This window comes from Neisseria sp. P0017.S009 (genome assembly GCF_051957375.1).
GTDB lineage: Bacteria > Pseudomonadota > Gammaproteobacteria > Burkholderiales > Neisseriaceae > Neisseria > Neisseria perflava.
Genome location: NZ_JBQCWL010000001.1, coordinates 66,885 through 86,853, shown reverse-complemented (window position 1 = coordinate 86,853; position 19,969 = coordinate 66,885). Strand labels below are relative to the sequence as shown.

General features: G+C 47.6%; 14 protein-coding genes and 1 pseudogene. 3 read left to right on the top strand and 12 right to left on the bottom strand.

Annotated elements, in window-relative coordinates:
- Nucleotides 1-66 precede the first annotated feature (66 nt).
- Nucleotides 67-2,028 (top strand): ATP-dependent zinc metalloprotease FtsH, encoded by a 1,962-nt coding sequence (gene ftsH, locus ACTHTG_RS00390; protein ID WP_004520612.1) that lies wholly within the window; start codon nt 67-69, stop codon nt 2,026-2,028.
- 284 nt (nt 2,029-2,312) lie between these two features.
- Here ftsH and tpx read toward each other — a convergent pair whose 3' ends face one another.
- From tpx to trpS, 3 genes are all read right to left on the bottom strand, one after another.
- Nucleotides 2,313-2,807, bottom strand: coding sequence for a thiol peroxidase (gene tpx, locus ACTHTG_RS00385; RefSeq protein WP_004520611.1), 495 nt, complete (start codon nt 2,805-2,807; stop codon nt 2,313-2,315).
- Nucleotides 2,808-2,850: 43 nt separating this feature from the next.
- The gene (locus tag ACTHTG_RS00380) at nt 2,851-3,390 is read right to left on the bottom strand and encodes a hypothetical protein (RefSeq protein ID WP_004520610.1); all 540 of its coding nucleotides are present in this window, start codon (nt 3,388-3,390) and stop codon (nt 2,851-2,853) included.
- 83 nt (nt 3,391-3,473) lie between these two features.
- A complete protein-coding gene (gene trpS, locus ACTHTG_RS00375; protein WP_004520609.1) occupies nt 3,474-4,484 on the bottom strand; it encodes a tryptophan--tRNA ligase in 1,011 nt (336 codons plus the stop codon).
- Nucleotides 4,485-4,741: 257 nt separating this feature from the next.
- On the opposite strand from trpS, the gene clpB reads away from it, so the two are divergent.
- Together clpB and ACTHTG_RS00365 are read left to right on the top strand one after the other, a co-directional pair.
- Nucleotides 4,742-7,315 carry an ATP-dependent chaperone ClpB gene (clpB, locus tag ACTHTG_RS00370; RefSeq protein ID WP_308538340.1) on the top strand — a complete coding sequence of 858 codons (2,574 nt, stop codon included), beginning with the start codon at nt 4,742-4,744 and terminating at the stop codon, nt 7,313-7,315.
- 229 nt (nt 7,316-7,544) lie between these two features.
- Nucleotides 7,545-9,533, top strand: a complete 1,989-nt coding sequence (locus ACTHTG_RS00365; RefSeq protein WP_004520607.1) for a site-specific recombinase — start codon at nt 7,545-7,547, stop codon at nt 9,531-9,533.
- Between the two features lie 65 nt (nt 9,534-9,598).
- On the opposite strand, the gene clpP is transcribed toward ACTHTG_RS00365, so the two are convergent.
- From clpP to ACTHTG_RS00320, 9 genes and pseudogenes are all read right to left on the bottom strand, one after another.
- Nucleotides 9,599-10,219, bottom strand: coding sequence for an ATP-dependent Clp endopeptidase proteolytic subunit ClpP (gene clpP, locus ACTHTG_RS00360; protein ID WP_004520606.1), 621 nt, complete (start codon nt 10,217-10,219; stop codon nt 9,599-9,601).
- A 90-nt stretch (nt 10,220-10,309) separates the two neighbouring features.
- Nucleotides 10,310-11,620 (bottom strand): trigger factor, encoded by a 1,311-nt coding sequence (gene tig, locus ACTHTG_RS00355; protein ID WP_004520605.1) that lies wholly within the window; start codon nt 11,618-11,620, stop codon nt 10,310-10,312.
- Between the two features lie 192 nt (nt 11,621-11,812).
- A pseudogene (locus ACTHTG_RS00350) lies at nt 11,813-14,152 on the bottom strand (DNA translocase FtsK); the annotation flags it as partial.
- A gap of 293 nt (nt 14,153-14,445) precedes the next feature.
- On the bottom strand, nt 14,446-14,997 hold the full coding sequence (locus ACTHTG_RS00345) for a hypothetical protein (protein ID WP_004520603.1): 552 nt from the start codon (nt 14,995-14,997) through the stop codon (nt 14,446-14,448).
- Nucleotides 14,998-15,033: 36 nt separating this feature from the next.
- A complete protein-coding gene (locus ACTHTG_RS00340; protein WP_004520602.1) occupies nt 15,034-15,387 on the bottom strand; it encodes a hypothetical protein in 354 nt (117 codons plus the stop codon).
- Nucleotides 15,388-15,434: 47 nt separating this feature from the next.
- On the bottom strand, nt 15,435-17,351 hold the full coding sequence (locus ACTHTG_RS00335) for an ATP-binding cassette domain-containing protein (RefSeq protein WP_004520601.1): 1,917 nt from the start codon (nt 17,349-17,351) through the stop codon (nt 15,435-15,437).
- Between the two features lie 169 nt (nt 17,352-17,520).
- Nucleotides 17,521-18,288, bottom strand: a complete 768-nt coding sequence (locus ACTHTG_RS00330) for an amino acid ABC transporter ATP-binding protein (RefSeq protein ID WP_004520600.1) — start codon at nt 18,286-18,288, stop codon at nt 17,521-17,523.
- Between the two features lie 9 nt (nt 18,289-18,297).
- Complete coding sequence (locus ACTHTG_RS00325; protein WP_049336124.1) at nt 18,298-19,014, bottom strand: amino acid ABC transporter permease; 717 nt, start codon at nt 19,012-19,014, stop codon at nt 18,298-18,300.
- The gene (locus ACTHTG_RS00320; protein WP_004520598.1) at nt 19,004-19,828 is read right to left on the bottom strand and encodes an amino acid ABC transporter substrate-binding protein; all 825 of its coding nucleotides are present in this window, start codon (nt 19,826-19,828) and stop codon (nt 19,004-19,006) included. The genes ACTHTG_RS00325 and ACTHTG_RS00320 overlap by 11 nt, the downstream gene beginning before the upstream one ends.
- Nucleotides 19,829-19,969 lie beyond the last annotated feature (141 nt).

The following is a 19,969-nucleotide window of genomic DNA, read 5'->3' as shown; positions in this document are numbered from 1 at the left end:
GTAGGGTAGGTGCTTTAAAATTCTTTCCCTTGATTTTATTTATTTTGTAACCATGGAGCCTGTTCAGTGGGGAATACCATTAAAAACATATTAGTCTGGGTAGTGGGTGGTGCTATGCTTTTAGCAGCATTCAATGCACTCAGCGATAAGCAGGAAGATAAACAGCAAATCGAATATTCTCAATTTATTCAGCAAGTTAATAGTGGCGAAGTATCCAATGTCAATATTGAAGGATCTGTTGTCAGCGGCTATCTGATTAAAGGTGAGCGCACCGATAAAACTGCCTTCTATACCAATGCGCCTTTGGATGACAACTTGGTTAAAACACTGTTGGATAACAAAGTACGCGTCAAAGTGACTCCGGAAGAAAAACCAAGCATGCTGGCCAGTCTGTTTTACAGCCTGCTGCCTGTTTTGTTGTTGATCGGTGCATGGTTCTACTTCATGCGCATGCAAAGCGGCGGTGGCGGTAAAGGCGGCGCCTTCTCTTTTGGTAAAAGCCGTGCGCGTTTGTTGGATAAAGATTCCAATAAAGTGACTTTTGCCGATGTTGCCGGTTGTGATGAGGCAAAAGAAGAAGTACAAGAAATCGTAGATTATTTAAAAGCCCCCAATCGTTACCAAAGCTTAGGCGGTCGTGTGCCGCGTGGTATTTTGTTGGCTGGTAGCCCTGGTACGGGTAAAACATTGCTGGCCAAAGCGATTGCTGGTGAGGCAGGGGTGCCATTCTTCAGTATCTCAGGTTCTGACTTCGTAGAAATGTTTGTCGGTGTCGGTGCGAGCCGTGTCCGCGATATGTTCGAGCAGGCCAAGAAAAACGCTCCATGTATCATCTTTATTGATGAAATTGATGCGGTCGGCCGTCAGCGTGGTGCCGGTTTGGGCGGTGGCAATGATGAGCGTGAGCAAACATTAAACCAATTATTGGTTGAAATGGATGGTTTTGAAAGCAACCAAACTGTTATTGTGATCGCAGCAACCAACCGTCCTGATGTACTTGACCCTGCGTTGCAGCGTCCGGGCCGTTTTGACCGTCAAGTCGTTGTTCCATTGCCTGATATTCGTGGCCGTGAGCAAATCTTAAAAGTACACGCTAAAAAAGTACCTTTGGATGCCTCCGTAGATTTGACTTCTTTGGCTCGTGGTACACCTGGTTTTTCAGGTGCGGATTTGGCAAACTTGGTCAATGAAGCAGCTTTGTTTGCCGGCCGTCGCAATAAAGTTAAAGTTGATCAAAGCGACTTTGAAGATGCGAAAGACAAAATCTACATGGGTCCGGAACGTCGCAGCATGGTGATGCACGAAGATGAAAAACGTGCAACAGCCTATCATGAGGCCGGTCATGCAATCGTAGCGGAAAGCCTGCCGTTTACCGATCCGGTTCACAAAGTAACGATTATGCCTCGTGGCCGTGCATTGGGTTTGACTTGGCAACTGCCTGAGCGTGACCGCATCAGTATGTACAAAGACCAAATGCTGAGCCAGCTCTCAATCTTGTTTGGTGGCCGTATTGCTGAAGATATTTTTATTGGCCGTATTTCTACCGGTGCATCTAACGACTTCGAGCGTGCAACTCAAATGGCACGCGAGATGGTAACGCGTTATGGTATGAGCGACAAAATGGGTGTGATGGTTTATGCTGAGAACGAAGGTGAAGTATTCTTGGGTCGTAGCGTAACCCGTTCTCAAAATATTTCCGAGAAAACCCAACAAGATATCGATGCGGAAATCCGCCGTATTTTAGAAGAGCAATACCAAGTGGCTTACAAAATCTTGGATGAAAGTCGTGATAAGATGGAAACCATGTGCAGGGCACTGATGGATTGGGAAACCATCGATCGAGACCAAGTTTTGGAAATTATGGCTGGTAAACAGCCTAGTCCGCCTAAGGATTACAGCCACAATGTCCGCGATGACAAAGTAGAAGAGCCTGAAGCTCCTGTTGCTGAAGCTGTTGAACCTGTTGAGCAAAATGAGGTTCAGAATACTGAGTCAGTAGAAGCAGACAAAACAGATAAATCTGTATAAGGTTTGAAACAGAAAACGGTAGCTTTTAAGCTACCGTTTTTATTTTGAAGATAAGCTAAAGGTCTCAGGCTAAGTGCGCCTGTTGCTGCCTAAAAGGCGGTTGGATGCCTGATTAATCAGGTATCCAAGAGGGATTAAGGGGGTATTTGGGTAGAATCAGTGGATATTTGAAACACAAACAGCCGAAAATCTTTGTTTAGGTTTCGGCTGTCGGGGGAAAAGGAATTTTGCAAAGGTCTCAGGCCGTCTGAAAATTTTCAGACGGCCTGATTTTATTTGGTTAATTACAAAACAGCCAAAGCTGCTTCGTAGTCAGGCTCGTTCGCAATTTCAGAAACCAATTCAGCGTGGAGAACTTGGTTTTGCTCGTTCAAAACCACCACTGCGCGGGCAGTAAGGCCACGTAATGGGCTTTCTGTCAGTGTAACACCGTAATCGTTAGAAAAGCTGCTGCGGAATGTAGAAAGTGTCACAACATTTTCTAAACCTTCTGCGCCGCAGAAACGGGCTTGTGCAAACGGTAAATCGGCAGAAATGCACAAGACGACGGTATTGTCCAAAGAAGAGGCGCATTTGTTGAAAGTGCGGACGGACTGGGCACATACGCCGGTGTCAATGCTAGGGAAAATATTCAGCACTTTGCGTTTGCCTGCAAAGTTAGCCAATGATTTCTCAGATAGGTCTGCTGCTACCAATGTGAAATCAGGTGCAACTTGGCCGATGGCAGGCAAATTGCCGTTTGTAGAAATAGGAGAGCCTTGGAAAGTAACTTGAGCCATGATTCAGTCCTTGTGTCAGGAGGAAAATAGGATAGGCAGGATTTTAGTAATGACGGCGACGGAAATAGAACATGCCTTCGCTGTCAATTTCTAAAATATAGCGGCCGTTTTGGACGGCGGCATAACCGCTTTTGCCCTCGGTATAAGGCTGCAAAGCAGCGTGTGAAATCAGATAGTCGGTCAGTTTGCTGCCGTCTTGGGCGATATTGTCCACCATTTTTGCAAAGGCAGTGTGGCAGACGCCGTTGGCTGACCAGCCGGCTGAAACGCCTTTTTCATTTTTTTCCATGCATTGGCCGCTGATGACTTCTAAGTCGGTAGGGTGCTTACCAATCAGATTGATAACACCGCCCTCTATGCCGTTAATCGGATAGGTGCGTTGTTTCTTACCTTCTTTCGTTTCGCCGTCTTGAGCTGTACCTAAATCCAAACCGGCTATGGCTTGTTCATCGATATATTTAACTTTGAAGGTAGGCTTGGGCGCTTTGCCTGAAGCAGCATCATTGGCGGCAGTATCTTCAGATTTACCGCCGCAGGCAGCCAATGAAAGGCTGAGCAAGATAAGGGGGAAGGTTTTTTTCATATGAGAAACCCTAGAAAACGATTATATTTCAAATGATAAACGATATTATGGCCGTCTAAAATATTCAGACGGCCTTACTATTATTATTTCAACGGACGAATACCTACTGCATCGCGTACTTTATCCAACAATTCGCGTGCTTCTTTACGCGCTTTTTGTGCGCCGGCCTGCAAAATGTCTTCAATTTGAGAGGGTTTGGCTGTCAACTCATTGTAACGCTCGCGCGGTTCTGCGAGCTCGGCATTGATTTTTGCGCCCAAGAGTTTCTTAGCCTCACCCCAAGCAAGGCCTTCGGCCAGCATTTGTGTAAACTCGGCAGTTTCAGACGGCGTGGAGAAGGCTTTGTAGATTTCAAACAGAGGACTTTCATCAGGCTGTTTCGGTTCGCCGGGCTCTTTCATGTTGGTGATGATTTTGTTAACGGATTTTTGGGTTTTCTTGTCGTTTTCCCAAAGCGGAATGGTATTGCCGTAGGACTTGGACATTTTGCGTCCGTCCAAGCCGACCAAGAGTTCGACATTTTCGTCAATTTTCACTTCTGGCAGGGTGAAGAGTTCTTGGAAGCGGTGGTTGAAGCGGCCGGCAATATCGCGTGCCATTTCAACGTGTTGGATTTGGTCGCGACCGACTGGTACTTCATGGGCATTGAACATAAGAATGTCGGCAGTCATGAGGATAGGGTAGCTGTACAGACCCATTTCCACGCCATGATCCGGATCTTCCTGACCGTTTTCGGTATTTGCCTGTACTGCGGCTTTATAAGCGTGAGCGCGGTTCATCAGGCCTTTTGCGGTAATACAGGTCAGAATCCAGTTCAACTCCATCACTTCGGGAATATCGCTTTGACGGTAGAAAGTGGTCTGTTCCGGATTGAGTCCGCAGGCGAGCCATGTGGCGGCAACAGCTTGAGTAGATTGATGAATCATTTCCGGCTCATGACATTTGATGATGCCGTGATAGTCGGCCAAAAAGAGGAATGATTCGGTATTGGAATCTTGCGCCGCGCGGATGGCCGGGCGGATGGCACCGACGTAGTTGCCCAAGTGTGGAATACCTGTTGTGGTAACGCCTGTTAAAACTCGTTTTTTGCTCATGAAAGTATCCTTCGGCACAAAGGCCGTCTGAAAATAAATATTGTGTCGATTATACCTGATTATTCTTGATTTTTCAGACGGCCTTTTGAGTAAAGAGTAGATGGATAATAAAAGTTATACACATAAAATCTAAAAATAAAACATTATAAAACAATAATATAGTAAAAATTTTTGATTAATGGAGTAAATAACTATTGAGTTATCCACATTTGCGCTTATATAGGCTCTAACAGAATATATTTGAAGAGGAACGTAAAATGAGATTTGATAAATTGACTGCCAAATTCCAGCAAGCTCTGCAAGAAGGTCAAAGTTTGGCTTTGGCTGCGGACAGCAGCTACCTTGAGGCCGGCTTTATCTTAAAAGCGTTGCTTGACGATCAAAACAGCGGTGCTGCTGCGTTACTGGCTCATGCAGGTGTGAATGTGCCTCAAGTAAAACAACGTTTGCAGCAACATTTGAGCAGCTTGCCAAAAGTATCCGGTCAAGGCGGCGATATTATGCCTAGCCGTGAGCTGCAAGCTGTATTGAACTTGATGGACAAGGCTGCAACCAAACGCGGCGATGCCTATATCGCCAGTGAACTTTTCCTGCTGGCTTTGGTTCAGCAGAATGATGCGACCGGCAAAATCTTGAAAGAAGCCGGTGCGACCGAACAAAATATCAATGCCGCGATCGATGCGGTACGAGGAGGACAAAACGTGAACGATGCGAATGCAGAAGACCAACGCGATGCTTTGAAAAAATACACACTCGACCTGACTCAACGCGCCCGTGACGGCAAGCTCGACCCCGTTATCGGTCGTGATGATGAAATTCGTCGTGCGATTCAGGTATTGCAACGCCGTACCAAAAACAACCCTGTGCTGATTGGTGAGCCGGGTGTGGGTAAAACCGCTATTGTTGAAGGTTTGGCACAACGTATTGTTAACGGCGAAGTACCTGAATCCCTGCGTAACAAACGCCTTTTGGTTCTGGACTTGGCGGCTTTGATTGCCGGCGCGAAATATCGCGGCGAATTTGAAGAACGCTTGAAAGGCGTGTTGAACGACTTGGCTAAAGATGACGGCAACACTCTGATTTTCATTGACGAAATCCATACTTTGGTTGGCGCAGGTAAAACCGACGGCGCAATGGATGCGGGCAATATGTTGAAACCGGCTTTGGCGCGCGGCGAATTGCACTGTATCGGTGCGACTACTTTGGACGAATACCGTCAGTACATCGAGAAAGATGCGGCACTCGAACGCCGCTTCCAAAAAGTATTGGTCGGCGAGCCCAGCGTGGAAGACACCATCGCTATTTTGCGCGGTTTGCAAGAGCGTTATGAAATCCACCACGGTATCGATATTACCGACCCTGCTATCGTTGCCGCAGCGGAGTTGAGCGACCGTTATATTACCGACCGCTTCCTGCCTGATAAAGCGATTGATTTGATCGACGAAGCAGCCAGCCGCATCAAAATGGAGCTGGATAGCAAACCTGAGCAAATGGATAAACTTGACCGTCGCATTATCCAGCTCAAAATGGAAAAAATGCACGTTGCCAAAGAAAGCGATGACGCCAGCAAAAAACGTTTGGAACTGATAGACGAAGAAATTGACGGCCTGCAAAAAGAATACGCCGATTTGGACGAAATCTGGAAAGCAGAAAAAGCCGCCTCTTCCAGCACCACCGACATCAAAAAACAGATGGACGACATCAAAGTCAAAATCGAGCAGGCCAAACGTCAAGGCGACTTCGCCCGCGCGTCCGAACTCGAATACGGTGAGTTGCCGAAATTGGGCGCACAGTTGCAAGCTGCGGAAAGTAACCCTGACGGCAAAAAACAAAACAAACTCTTCCGTACCGAAGTTGGTGCGGACGAAGTGGCCGAAATCGTATCGCGCATGACCGGCATCCCTGTGTCCAAAATGATGGAAGGTGAACGCGACAAGCTGTTGAAAATGGAAGAAGTATTGCACCGCCGTGTGGTCGGCCAAGATGAAGCCGTGCGTGCTGTATCCGACGCCATCCGCCGCAGCCGTTCCGGTTTGGCCGATCCGAATAAACCTTATGGCAGCTTCTTGTTCTTAGGCCCGACCGGTGTGGGTAAGACCGAATTGTGTAAGGCATTGGCAGGCTTCCTGTTTGACAGCGAAGATCATCTGATTCGTATCGATATGTCCGAATACATGGAAAAACATGCTGTTTCCCGCTTAATCGGTGCGCCTCCCGGCTATGTTGGCTACGAAGAGGGCGGTTACCTGACCGAACAAGTCCGCCGCAAACCGTACAGCGTGATTCTTTTGGATGAAGTGGAAAAAGCCCATCCGGACGTATTCAACATCTTGCTGCAAGTATTGGATGACGGCCGCTTGACCGACGGACAAGGCCGTACCGTAGACTTCAAAAATACCGTTATCGTGATGACTTCCAATATTGGTAGCCAACATATCCAACAAATGGGTACTCAAGACTACGAAGCGGTGAAAGAAGTTGTAATGGAGGATGTGAAAGAACATTTCCGTCCTGAAATGATCAACCGTATTGACGAAGTCGTCGTGTTCCACGGTTTGGATCAGGCTAATATCCGCAGCATTGCGAAAATCCAGCTTAAGGGTTTGGAAAAACGTTTGGAGGCGCAACATCTGCATCTGAAAGTCGATGATGCTGCCTTGGATCTGATTGCCGAAGCCGGTTTCGATCCTGTATATGGTGCCCGTCCGCTCAAACGCGCCATTCAGTCAGAAATCGAAAACCCGTTGGCAAAAGCATTGCTTGAAGGCAAATATGCACCTGATAGCACAATCCATGTTAAAGAAGAGGGTGGTAAGCTCTTGTTTGCATAAGGTTAAAACAATGTAGTATGCTGTTGTAAAAGGCCGTCTGAAAGAATTCAGACGGCCTTTCCTAATTATTGATTCATATCATATATTTATTATGTAATTTGATTATTCATTGAATTTTAGAGAATATTAATCGAAAATCTTGTGCCATGGGTTGATAAAGAATGCGATATAATCCGACCTGTTTGCCAAGGTTCTTGCTAAATATCTCATTTTGTGTAATAATACTACAATGCAAAAACTGACTAATCAAAATCTTCACATTATTTTGTCGGAGCGCTTAAATGATACCGACTTTGTTCTTATTCTCAATGCATTAATCAAATTTTTGCGCCGAGGAGGCAAAAAACAGGCTTCTGAACGTTTCGATTTGATTTTATCTACTTTAAAACAAGACGATGCTTTATGCCGTCAATTCAGCCTGCGCTTCTATGCCTGGCTGTCCAAAGTTCACATCTATCCTGCGTTGATTAAGCTGGGTATTTTCTCGCGCCATAGTTTTACTCGGGAGATGGGCATACGGATTTACGAACGTTTCAGCCCGTCTTATAAAGACTTTTCCAATCTGCGCGAAGTATTTTTATATCTTTTTCATTCGAAAAACGATGATAAATGGTTGCAGACGCTGAGTTTGCGCCAATGGTTGAGCATGTATGAATTGTTGCAGGGCAAAGCGGATCCTGCTTTGCTTCAGACGGCCAGCCGACAGTTGGCAGATGCCCGTTTGCGCGCAGTGGAAATGCTGTCTATTTGGATTGCTTCCGAAGCGATTGAGCCGGATTTAATACGGATCGCTCCCCGTTTGTTGGAGGCGGATTCGGCATTTGTTGCTTTGCAACGTGAAATTGCAAAATTGGTAGAACACTATCGCCACAGTGAAGAAACTTACGATACGGCGCACTTGGAGGTCATGTTTGACCAGTGTGATAAGCAAATTGAGTATCTGCGTCGTCGTGGTACAGGAGCGGGATCTGGCTCATCAGTTAAAGTAGCTCACTTGCTGGAGCGTTTGCAGCAAACTATCAGCCGTCTGAAACTGTTGACCAATATTCAAATTGAAACCGGCAGCCGCACCCGCTTAACCATCAATCTGATGAATGCGATGATTTACGCGGCAGTAGAGCAATACAGCACCAGCCACTTGCGTAAAAGCAGTATCCGAATGCTGGCACGCAGTATTACGGAAAACAAAAGCCACCATGGCGAACATTATATTACGCGCAACCGTAGCGAATATTTCAAAATGTTTTATTCCGCAGCAGGCGGCGGCGTAATTATTGCTTTGATGGCATTGAATAAAATCCATATTGCGTCTTTGGGGTTCGGCGAGTTTACGACTTCATTCCTTGCCGGACTTAACTACGGCTTAGGCTTTATGCTGATTCATATGCTGCACTGCACTGTTGCGACCAAGCAGCCAGCCATGACGGCGGCGAGCTTTGCCGAGCAGGTGGACTCAAATGAAGGTAGCAAAGCGGTGGACAATAAATTGGCAAAACTGCTGATTGATGTGTGCCGTTCGCAAAGTGTTGCCGTGTTTGGCAATGTATCGATTGCCATATTGTTGGCGGCGGGGATCGCTTGGGGTTATGCCTACACGCATGGTCAGCCTTTATTAAACGAGGCGGTTACAGCCTACCAGCTTAAATCTATTGAGATTTTTACTCAGCCGACCTTATGGTATGCCGCTATTGCCGGTGTATGGTTATTTTGTTCGGGTATTATTGCCGGCTTTTTTGACAATCGTTCCGATTATCTAAACCTGCGTCAGCGCCTGCCGTTTAATCCGTTGTTACGAAAAATCATGCGTCCGGAGCCACGCCGCCGTTTGGCCGCTTATATTCATAAGCATTACGGCTCGCTTATGGGCAATTTTATTTTCGGTATGCTTTTGGGGATGACCGGCTATTTCGGCCATCTTTTCGGCTTGCCGCTGGATATTCGTCATGTAGCGTTCTCTTCGGCAAATTTGGGTTATGCCGCGATTAGCGATCATGTAGATATATTCACTTTTATGCTTGGCTTGGCAAGTGTATTGGCAATCGGCATGGTGAATCTGGTGGTCAGCTTTTCTTTGGCTTTGGCTGTTGCGCTTCGTTCACGCGGCACGCGTTTGGGCAGTATGCGTAATCTGCTGAAAAGCTTCTGGAGTCAAGTTAAAGCCAATCCTTTGATTTTGCTGTATCCGGTTCAAGTGAATAACAAAGAAAACACGAAGTAAGATTGAAGAAAGGCCGTCTGAATATATACTTTTCAGACGGCCTTTTAATTTAAAAACTATAAAGATTAGGCTTGCAGAGAGGCGCGGTTTTCCAAAACTTGGTCAATCAAACCATATTTTTTAGCTTCATCGGCAGACATATAATTGTCGCGGTCGGTATCGCGTTCCAAGTCGGCCAAATCGCGATCACAATGTTTAGCGAGTAAGCGGTTCAGTTTCTCTTTGATTTTCAGCAGCTCTTTAGCGTGAATTTCAATATCGGAAGCCTGACCGGCCAAGCCGCCGCTGATGAGCGGTTGGTGAATCATGATGCGGCTGTTTGGCAGGGCAAAGCGTTTGCCTTTTTCGCCTGCGGACAACAGGAATGCGCCCATGCTTGCCGCTTGGCCCAAGCATAAAGTAGAAACATGCGGCTTGATGAAGTTCATGGTGTCGTAAATCGACATACCGGCAGTAACCGAACCGCCCGGAGAGTTGATATAGAAGAAGATATCTTTATCAGGGTTTTCACTTTCCAAGAACAGTAATTGCGCAACAACCAAGTTGGCAGATTCGTCTGTCACCGGGCCAATCAAGAAAACGATGCGCTCTTTCAAAAGGCGTGAGTAGATGTCGAATGCGCGCTCGCCGCGACCGCTTTGTTCGATAACGGTAGGGACAAGGTAATTATTGAAATCGAAGGACATTTTTGTCTCCTGTTAATGATGGAAAAGCACCAAAGCCATTTAAAGCGCTTCGGTGCTTTTGATTGTCTGTTTCAGACGGCCTTAGAGCAATTAAGCTTGTGCGCCCATTACTTCGTCAAAAGACAGCGCTTTTTCAGTTACTTTAGCTTTGCTCAGAACGAAATCAACAACGTTGCTTTCTACTGCCAAAGAAGTCGGGCCTTGCAGGCGGGAAGGCTCTGCGTAGTACCAGTCGATAACTTCTTGAGGGTCTTCGTAGCTCTCAGCGAAGTTGGCAACAACGGCTTTGATCTGGTCTTCAGTTGGCTCAAGTTTGTTTTCTTCAACCAATTTAGCCAAAATCAGACCTAAAGCAACGCGGCGTTCTGCTTGTTCTTTGAACATATCCAAAGGCAGATCTAAGTTGGCAGCGTCAGCCATACCTTGGTTAACGAAGTTTTGTTTCATTTCGTTTGCCAAGCGGGCGGCTTCTTCGTTGACTAAAGCAACAGGAACTTGCAAATCGGCTGCCTTGAGCAGGGCGTTCATTACAGATTCTTTAGTTTGTTCACCGATGCGGCGCTCAACTTCGCGGCCGACGTTTTTCTTCACTTCTTCACGCATTTTGGCAACGTCGCCGTCTTCAATACCCAGTGCTTTAGCAAAGTCAGCGTCAACTTCAGGCAAAGTAGCTTCAGAAACGTTGTTCAATGTGATGGTGAATACGGCAGATTTACCGGCAACATCTTTACCGTGGTAGTCTTCAGGGAAGTTTACGGTAACATCTTTGCTTTCGCCGGCTTTCATGCCGACAACACCGGCTTCGAATTCAGGCAACATTTGACCTGCACCCAATACGAAAGCGTAGTTTTTAGATGCGCCGCCGGCGAAAGGTTCGCCGTCGATTTTGCCTTCGAAGTCGATGATGACGCGGTCGCCGTTTTGGGCTTCGCGGTCAACATGGTTGAAGCGGGTGCGTTGTTTACGCAGGATTTCTACAGTTTGGTCAACTTCGGCATCGCCAACGGTTGCAGTTACTTTTTCTACTTCTTGGGCAGACAGATCGCCGATGGTTACTTCGGGGAAGACTTCAAAAATAGCGGCAACTTTGAAAGACTCTTGATCGTCTTGTTCTTCAACGCCTTCAAAGCGTGGGTAACCGGCAACTTTCAATTCTTGAGCGACAGCAACTTCGTAGAATTCGCGTTGTACCAATTCGTTGATAACGTCGTTTTGTGCGCTTGCGCCGTACATTTGGGCAATCATTTTGAACGGTGCTTTACCCGGACGGAAGCCGTCAACTTTTGCACGGCGTTGGGTTTGTTTCAGTTTTTTCTCAGTTTCTGCGTTGATTTTGGACCAAGGCAGAGACAATACTACTTTGCGTTCCAGATTTTCTAAAGTTTCAACAGTTACGCTCATCGTAAGCCCTTAAATTTGTTGTGTTTAAACGGTTATCCTTCTGCTCAGTATTCCGAAGAATTTCGGAAGCGTGCATAAGGTCAAAATTTAGCTGCTTAGTATAACACAATGTTTCACGAATAACATAAAAAGGCCGTCTGAAAAGTAGGAAATTCTTTTCAGACGGCCTTTGTGTTTCGATATTGTTGTTTTTTACAGCTGGTCTTTTTGAGCCAGAATTCGTCGGCTGCCGTTGATGTCTGCCGGAGAGAGAACACCGGCATTTTCAAGCGCATCTATTAAATTGGCGGCACGGTTGTAGCCGATGCGTAATTGGCGTTGCAGGGCGGAAATGGAAGTCTTGCGGCTTTCTAATACGAAGGCAACGGCTTGATCGAATAGCTCATCGCTGTTTGCGTTCGGATTAACAATATTGGTGGTTTCGATGGCTGCTTCGCCACTGAGCAGGCCTTCCACATAATTGGTCGGAGCCTGTTTTTTGACGAAATTGACGACTTGATGTACTTCATCATCGGAAACAAATGCACCTTGCAGGCGTGTCGGTTCTGCGCTGCCCGGTTGCAGGAATAACGAGTCGCCGTATTTGAGCAATTCGTCTGCACCCATTTGGTCAAGAATGGTGCGGCTGTCGATTTTGCTTTGTACGGTAAAGGCCATGCGTGTCGGAATGTTGGCTTTAATCAGGCCGGTAACCACATCGACACTCGGGCGTTGGGTGGCGACAATCATGTGAATGCCTGCTGCACGCGCTTTTTGGGCAAGGCGTGCGATTTGCTGCTCAACGGATTTGCGTTCAGTCATCATTAAGTCTGCTAACTCGTCAATGACGACCACAATCAGTGGCAGTTTTTCCAGAGGCTCAGGATCGTCAGGATTTAAGCTGAACGGATTGAGCAATGGCTTGCCTGCTGCTTTGGCTTGTTCGACTTTTTGGTTGAAACCGTCCAGATTGCGCACGCCGGCATGGGAAAGCAGGCGATAGCGTTTTTCCATTTCGGCAACACACCAGTTCAACGCTTGCCCAGCCTCGCGCATATCGGTCACAACCGGGCAGAGCAGGTGCGGAATGCCGTCATAAATGCTCAATTCCAGCATTTTCGGGTCAATCATGATGAAACGGACTTCGTCGGGCGAGGCTTTGAAGAGCATGGACATAATCATGCCGTTCACACCGACGGATTTACCCGATCCGGTCATACCTGCAACCAAAAGATGCGGCATTTTTGCCAAGTCACCGACAACGGGCGTACCTGCAATATCCTTACCCAAAGCAACGGTCAGTTTGGACTTAGCGTCGGTAAACACGGGAGAAGAGAGGATTTCGCTCAACATCACGTCTTGGCGTTTCTCATTGGGCAATTCAATGCCCATGGTGTTTTTACCGGCAATAGTTTCTACGATACGTACCGCTTGCAGAGACATCGAGCGCGCCAAATCTTTGGACAAGGCGACAATTTGGCTGCCTTTGACACCTTGTGCCGGTTCGATTTCGTAGCGGGTAATCACGGGGCCGGAAGTGGCGGAAACAACCTGTACGCCGATACCAAATTCAGCCAGCTTGGCTTCGATCAATTCTGCGGTTTGTTGCAATTCATCCGGATTGACGGCAACCGGTTCTTCAGACGGCATACGCAACAGGTTCATGTTGGGTTTGTGGTATTCGCCGTTGTTTTTAGGTTCAGTATCGTCAAACAGGGAAGTTTGGATTTTAGGAGGCGGCGCAACAGATACGGCAACGGTTTTACGGTTGCTGCTGCTGCCTGCCAACGGAGCAACCGGAGTAGCGGTAATGGTTTTGGCTTCTTTAACCATGCGGCGCGTATTTTGGGTTTCCAAAGTTTCGGCGCTGACATCTTCTTTTTTATTTTGATATTGCGACAGTTTTTTCATCAAGCTGCCAAACAGGCCGCCCACATGGCTGCCGGATTTGGCCATGACTTCCAACCATGACACCTGAGCCAACAGGGAAATGGATAACAGCAACATCACCAGCATAATCAACAGGCTGCCTGATTTACCCAACAGCCAAGCCAAGCCTGAGCCGGCCAATAAGCCGACCAAGCCGCCGGCACCGACGGGAAGGGATTCGCTCAATGCGTTGTCAAACAGAAAATGTTCGATAATCGGGCTGCACACCAGCAGGAGGAATAATGCCAAAGCGGCTACGCCGTGATTGTAAGGTTTATGGTTTTCCTGCTTTTTCATGGGGCGGAAGTTTTTGTAGAGGAAAACGCAAGAGGCGACGATCCACCACCAAGATGACAGGCCGAACAGATAATATCCGACATCGGAAAGATAGGAGCCAAAGAGGCCGCCGAGGTTGGCGACATCGTTGCTTTTGGGAACGCTGCGCGACCATGCAGGGTCGTCCATGCTGAAGCTGGCCAGAGAAATGGCCAGATAAATGGTGATAACCAAGCCAAACAGCCATAAAGCATCATTAATCAAGTTAACGACATGCTCGGGGCGCGCTTTTTTTTCTTCATTTCTTTGCAGCTCTTTGGCGGCCTTGAGACGTTGGGAGACTTTATTGTCGGCTTGAGTTTGTGCTTTGGTGGATTTGCGTGTGGTCGGTTTGGCTGCCGGTTTGGTAGAGACGCGTTTTTTTGTTTGGGTTTTAGAAGATTTTGCAGTCATGAGATAAAGGCCGTCTGAAAAGACCGGAGGTAATGTGCGTAAAGGCCAAATTATACCGTATTTACTAGGCACAAGAAATTGAAACGGGCGTAATCATTATAGGATTCAGGCCGTCTGTTTGGCGTGACGAAAATTTTGGATTTCGTTTCCACCTATTCAGACGGTCTGATGTTTTGATTGATTTGGACTTACATTCTGCCCAGTTCGCGCTGGAGGGCTTGAATGTTTTTCTCCCTATCCAAAACCGCGCCTTGCAGCGTACTGATGGCCTGTTGATTGACGCTGCCGCCTTTGGCCGTCCGCGCTTGGCTCAGTTGCTTTTTGGCATCGGCCAAAGCCGCGCGTTCATTGGATAACTCGGTTTCCAGAATAGAGCGGCGGCTGTTGACGCCGGAGGATTTTGGAACCGGAGGAGGAGCTGTTTCAGAAGCGGTGCGGACAGGGGCAGGTTTGGGTGTTGCTTTGTGGTTGGATTTTGCCGCTGTATTTTTGCTTTTTGCTGGAGCAGTTTGTGATGTCGGCGCGTTGAGTGTAGGCGCATCGCTGACCGGGGCATCGTATCGGCTGCTGCTGTATTTGCCGACAATCGGCAAATCGTTAACGGCTTGGCAGTTGCCGCTTGGGCGCGAGGTATAGACAATCGAGCCGTTGACTTCACAGGTGTAGATTTTTGCGGCATGGGCTTGGCTGTTGAAAATGGCAAGCGGCAGCAGGGATAGGGTAAGCAGATATTTTTTCATGATTCAGGTAGGGCTGATTCGTTGCACTTGAGCATTTTATTCTTGTTCAGACGGTATGGGCTGCTGTTTTTTAGCTTTTGCACTGTTTTTGTTTTTGCTCGGTTTGTCGGCTTTTTTCTCTTGTTTATCGGATTTTTCCGCGCGTGCCTTTTTCTTAGGCTTTGCACTTGCGCGTTCATCAGAGGCATTGAGGCTTCGGATGTTAAGGTGGTAACCGCTGCCTTGATGGCCGCTAATTTTAGGCAATTGAGCCTGTGCACAGGAGGATTTAGGTTCGGAGGTATAGCTGCCGTTGCCGCAGGAATAAACTGCGGCAGCTGCATGAAGAGAAATGCCCAAGACGAAAGAGGATACGAGGAAGTATCCGGCTTGTTTGATGGTTGAAGTCATGTTTTTCCGTATTGTGTTTTATTTCAGACGGCCTGATGGCTCTATTTTTATTGGGAAAACTTGGCTTCGACATCAACTTGGATTTGCTCAAGCTCTTCCTGCCATTGCAGCCAGTTTTCTTCCAGTTGCGTTAATTTTACTTTAGTTTCTGTTAATTGTGCGAGTGTCTCTTGCAATTTGGGTTTATTTTCTTCTGAATAAGCAGATTCTTGTGCCAAAAATGCTTCACAGGCCGTCTGAATATCAGTCAATCGTGCGATTTCTTTTTCGGCTTTGTCGATTTTTTGCTGAATCGGTTTGCTGCGTTTGGCCTTTTCCTGACGGATTCGTGCTTCTATGCGCTTGGTGTCCTTACGGCTTTGGCTTTGTGCAGAAGCGGCGGGGGCTGCAGCGTTTTCTTGTGCCAACCGCCATTGACGGTAGTCGTTCAAATTGCCGTCGAAGTTGTTCAGACGGCCTTTGTCGATAAGGAGGAAGCTGTCGGTAGTCGCTTCAAGCAGGCTGCGGTCGTGCGAAACGACAATCAATGCGCCTTGGAAACTTTGCAGGGCAAGTGTCAGGGCGTGGCGCATATCCAAATCTAGGTGGTTGGTCGGTTCGTCAAGCAGTAGCAGATTAGGTTTTTGCCAGATAATCATGGCAAGGGCGAGTCGCGCTTTTTCGCCGCCCGAAAAAGGCTCGGTCTTTTGAACCGCCATATCGCCAATAAAGTTGAAACCGCCTAAAAAGTTGCGGATTTCCTGTTCGCGGACTTCGAGCGAAAGCTGTTGGATATGCCAAACCGGACTTTGGTCTGCACGTAAGGTATCCAGTTGGTGCTGGGCAAAATAACCGATATTGAGCTTTTCGGAGCGTACGATGCTGCCGGAAAGTAAATCGATTTTTCCAGACAAGGCTTTGATAAATGTGGATTTACCGCTGCCGTTAACACCCAGCAGGCCGTAACGTGCGCCGCTTTCCAGAGACAAGGTGATATCGTGCAAAACAGTTTTGTCGCCATAGCCCAAGTCGGCATGGTCGAGTTTCAATAATGGGTTGGGCAGGTGGGTCGGATTGGCAAACTCAAAGGAAAACTCGCTATCCAAATGCGCAGGGGCGATGCGCTCGAGTCTGGCCAGAGCCTTCATGCGGCTTTGGGCTTGTACGGCCTTTGTGGCTTTGGCTTTAAAACGGTCGATAAAGGATTGCAGATGTTTGATTTGTGCCTGCTGTTTGACGTAGGCGGCTTGTTGTTGCGCCAGACGTTGGGCACGTTCCGCTTGGTAGAAATCGTAATTACCGCCGTATTGGGTCAGTTTTTGTTGCGACAGTTCGATGGTGTGCGTTGTGGTGGCATTCAAGAAGTCGCGGTCATGGGAGATGATGATTTGCGTACAGGGCAGGGAGGCGAGATGGTTTTCCAGCCACAACACGGTTTCTAAATCCAAGTGGTTGGTCGGTTCGTCCAAAAGCAGCAAATCGGCACGACAAATCAGTGCTTGGGCGAGGTTGAGGCGCATACGCCAGCCACCGGAAAAGGATTTGACGGGGCGCGTATGTTCTTCTTGTGCAAAACCCAAGCCGTTAAGCAGCTTGGCAGCGCGTGCCGGCGCGGTATAGGCATCGATTTCTTCAAGTTTGGCGTGATATTCGGCTTGCTTCATGCCTTCGTTTTGAGCTTCTGCTTGAGCCAAGGTCGTCTGAAAAGCCTGTAATTCGGCATCGCCTTGCAAAACGTAGTCTAAAGCGGAAATATCTAAATCAGGCGTTTCTTGAGAGACGGAAGCAAGGCGCCATGTTTTGGGAATAAGGATTTCGCCGCCATCTTGCGTGATTTCACCTTTTATCAGCGCAAACAGGCTGGATTTTCCTGTACCGTTTTTACCGATTAAACCAACGCGTTGGCCGGGGTTGATTACGGCATCGGCTTTATCGAGCAGGACTTTCAAACCGCGTTGTAGGGTGAGTTTTTTGATTTCTATCATGATGGCAGGCAAGGGGGTGTAAAACGAAAGGCGTTATTTTACCTGAAAAGACATATAAAAGGCCGTCTGAACAAGTATGAAAACGAAATCAACGATTTCTATTTCACTTATTCAGACGGCCTTTATGAAATGACGGTTGGAAATGCTTTCAAATTGTCTGTTGTTTCAATTAAATTTGAAGATCGGCATTGTCCGCACGGATTTGGCGCAGGAATTTTTGTGTCCGCTCATGTTTGGGATGATTGAACAAATCTTGCGGGCTGCCTTGTTCGACAATAACGCCGCCATCCATCACGACGACGGTGGTTGCCACTTCCAAGGCAAATTTGATTTCATGCGTAACGACAACCATGGTCCAGCCTTCTTGTGCCAACTCCTTCATGGTATCCAAAACATCTTGCACCAATTCAGGGTCAAGCGCGGAAGTCGGTTCGTCAAACAGCATCAATTCAGGCTGAATTGCCAATGCTCGGGCAATGCCGACGCGCTGCTGTTGACCGCCGGAAAGCTGGTAGGGGTAGAGGTCAATCTTATCGCCCAAACCGACTTTTTTAAGCAATTTGACAGCCTCTTCACGCGCTTTGGCGACAGGCTTGCCTTGTACGGCAACCGGCCCTTCCATAACGTTTTCCAACGCAGTTTTGTGCGGAAAGAGGTTGTATTGTTGGAACACCATGCCGGACTTGCGGCGCAGTGCCAAAATATCGTGTTTGCTTGGTTTTTTGGAAAAATCGATGCTTAACGGCTGCGCATTGTCAAACTCGATCTGACCTTGTTCTGGCATTTCCAAAGCATTTAAACAGCGTAAAAACGTGGTTTTGCCTGAGCCGGAAGGGCCTAAGATGACAACCACTTGTCCTTTGCCGACATCCAAATCGATGCCGCGCAAAATGGTATTTTCGCCAAAGGTCTTATGGATATTGCGGATTTTAATCATGACAACTCCTTATTTGGCAACATAGCGGTCGAAACGTTTTTCCAAACGCGCCTGAATCAGAAACAGCACTTTGCAGAAACACCAATAAACCAATGCGGCTTCGATATAAACGGGTAAAAAGTCATAAGTACGGTTTGCTGTCTCTTGGGCAACACGGAAAAGCTCGGTTACCGTTACCACTGCGGCAAGCGAGGTGTTTTTGAACAAGCCGATAAACTCGTTGCTTAAAGGCGGTACGGCAACGCGGAATGCCTGTGGCGCGACAATGCGGCGGAAAGTCTGCATATAGGTCATGCCGATGGAGAAACCTGCTTCCCATTGGCCTTTAGGTACGGACAAAATTGCCGCGCGTATGGTTTCGGAAGCGTATGCGCCAACATTGAGCGAGAAGCCGATGATGGCGGCAGGAATCGGGTCGATATAGATGCCGACGGAAGGTAAACCGTAGAATACGATGACCAACTGTACCAAAAGCGGCGTACCGCGAATGACGGAAATATAAAATTCCACCAGCTTCAGCAAGCATTTTTGGAAAATGCCACCGGAGGGCATGATTCTTACCAAAGCAACGGCTACGGCAATAATCATGCCGATAACGAAAGAAGCGATCGCCAAAGGCAAAGACACTGCGAAGCCGGCTTTAACCATGGGCCAAAACGCGCTGATGAGCATATCAGCGCGTGTTTCCGTCATAAACGGCAGAGAAGCAAGGAAATTATTTAACACTGATGTCTTTTCCGAAGAATTGTTCGCCCAGTTTTTTCAGCGTGCCGTCGGCTTTCAGCTCAGTCATGGCAGTACTGAATTTAGCCAATGCTTCATCATTGCCTTTATTGACAATCAGGCCTGAGCCGACTTTTTCGTCAGCAGGGGCAGACCAAACGATTTGTACGCCGGCATTTGGGTTTTTCTTCAGGTAGTCCAATACCGCCAATTCGTCGTTCAGGGTTGCGTCGGCACGTTTTTGTTCAATCAGGGTCAGAGATTGCGCCAAGCCATCCACCGGTACGAGTTCAGCTCCTGCTGCTTTGGCTTTTTCGCCATAGTTGCTGGTCAGGGATTGTGCGGTTTTTACGCCTTTGATGTCGTCGATGGATTTGATATTGCTGTCTTTACGCGCGACTAAAACAGCACCACTCCAGCTGTAGGGTTCAGATTTGTCAAAAGTCGCTTGACGCTCAGGGCTGGTCAGGCCGACTTGGTTGGCAACCACGTCGAAACGGCCGGCTTTCAAACCTGCCATCATGGAGTCCCATTGTGTTTCTTTAAATTCGACTTTTACGCCCAGTTTGTCGGCGACTGCGCGGGTTACTTCAACATCGTAGCCGGTCAATTTGCCGTCTTTGTCGTGGTAGGTGAAGGGTGCGTAAGTACCTTCCGTACCGACAGTGATGGTACCTTTGTTGTTGATTCGCTCAATCAGTGAGCCGGAGGCCGAACCAGATTGTGCCGGAGTAGAAGAAGCTGAGTTGCTGCCTTCTCCGCCGCAAGCAGCCAAAACTACTGCAGCGATGCTGCCGAGTACGAATTTTTTCAACATGGATTTTTACTCCTGACTTTAAGTGTGTCATTTAGTATTAAAGCATGCATTCTAAGCGAAACTGCCCAAAATACAAAATACATCTTATGCCTTAAAAGGCCGTCTGAATGCTGATTTGTTCAGACGGCCTTCAATGATGTA

Bases quoted from the DNA above. Each gene is read 5' to 3' on its own strand.
- ACTHTG_RS00365 (WP_004520607.1), top strand. From the start codon at position 7,545: ATGCAAAAACTGACTAATCAAAATCTTCACATTATTTTGTCGGAGCGC.
- clpP (WP_004520606.1), bottom strand. From the start codon at position 10,219: ATGTCCTTCGATTTCAATAATTACCTTGTCCCTACCGTTATCGAACAA.
- ACTHTG_RS00380 (WP_004520610.1), bottom strand. From the start codon at position 3,390: ATGAAAAAAACCTTCCCCCTTATCTTGCTCAGCCTTTCATTGGCTGCC.
- ACTHTG_RS00330 (WP_004520600.1), bottom strand. From the start codon at position 18,288: ATGATTAAAATCCGCAATATCCATAAGACCTTTGGCGAAAATACCATT.
- ACTHTG_RS00345 (WP_004520603.1), bottom strand. From the start codon at position 14,997: ATGAAAAAATATCTGCTTACCCTATCCCTGCTGCCGCTTGCCATTTTC.
- ACTHTG_RS00335 (WP_004520601.1), bottom strand. From the start codon at position 17,351: ATGATAGAAATCAAAAAACTCACCCTACAACGCGGTTTGAAAGTCCTG.
- clpB (WP_308538340.1), top strand. From the start codon at position 4,742: ATGAGATTTGATAAATTGACTGCCAAATTCCAGCAAGCTCTGCAAGAA.
- ACTHTG_RS00340 (WP_004520602.1), bottom strand. From the start codon at position 15,387: ATGACTTCAACCATCAAACAAGCCGGATACTTCCTCGTATCCTCTTTC.
- tig (WP_004520605.1), bottom strand. From the start codon at position 11,620: ATGAGCGTAACTGTTGAAACTTTAGAAAATCTGGAACGCAAAGTAGTA.
- ACTHTG_RS00320 (WP_004520598.1), bottom strand. From the start codon at position 19,828: ATGTTGAAAAAATTCGTACTCGGCAGCATCGCTGCAGTAGTTTTGGCT.
- tpx (WP_004520611.1), bottom strand. From the start codon at position 2,807: ATGGCTCAAGTTACTTTCCAAGGCTCTCCTATTTCTACAAACGGCAAT.
- trpS (WP_004520609.1), bottom strand. From the start codon at position 4,484: ATGAGCAAAAAACGAGTTTTAACAGGCGTTACCACAACAGGTATTCCA.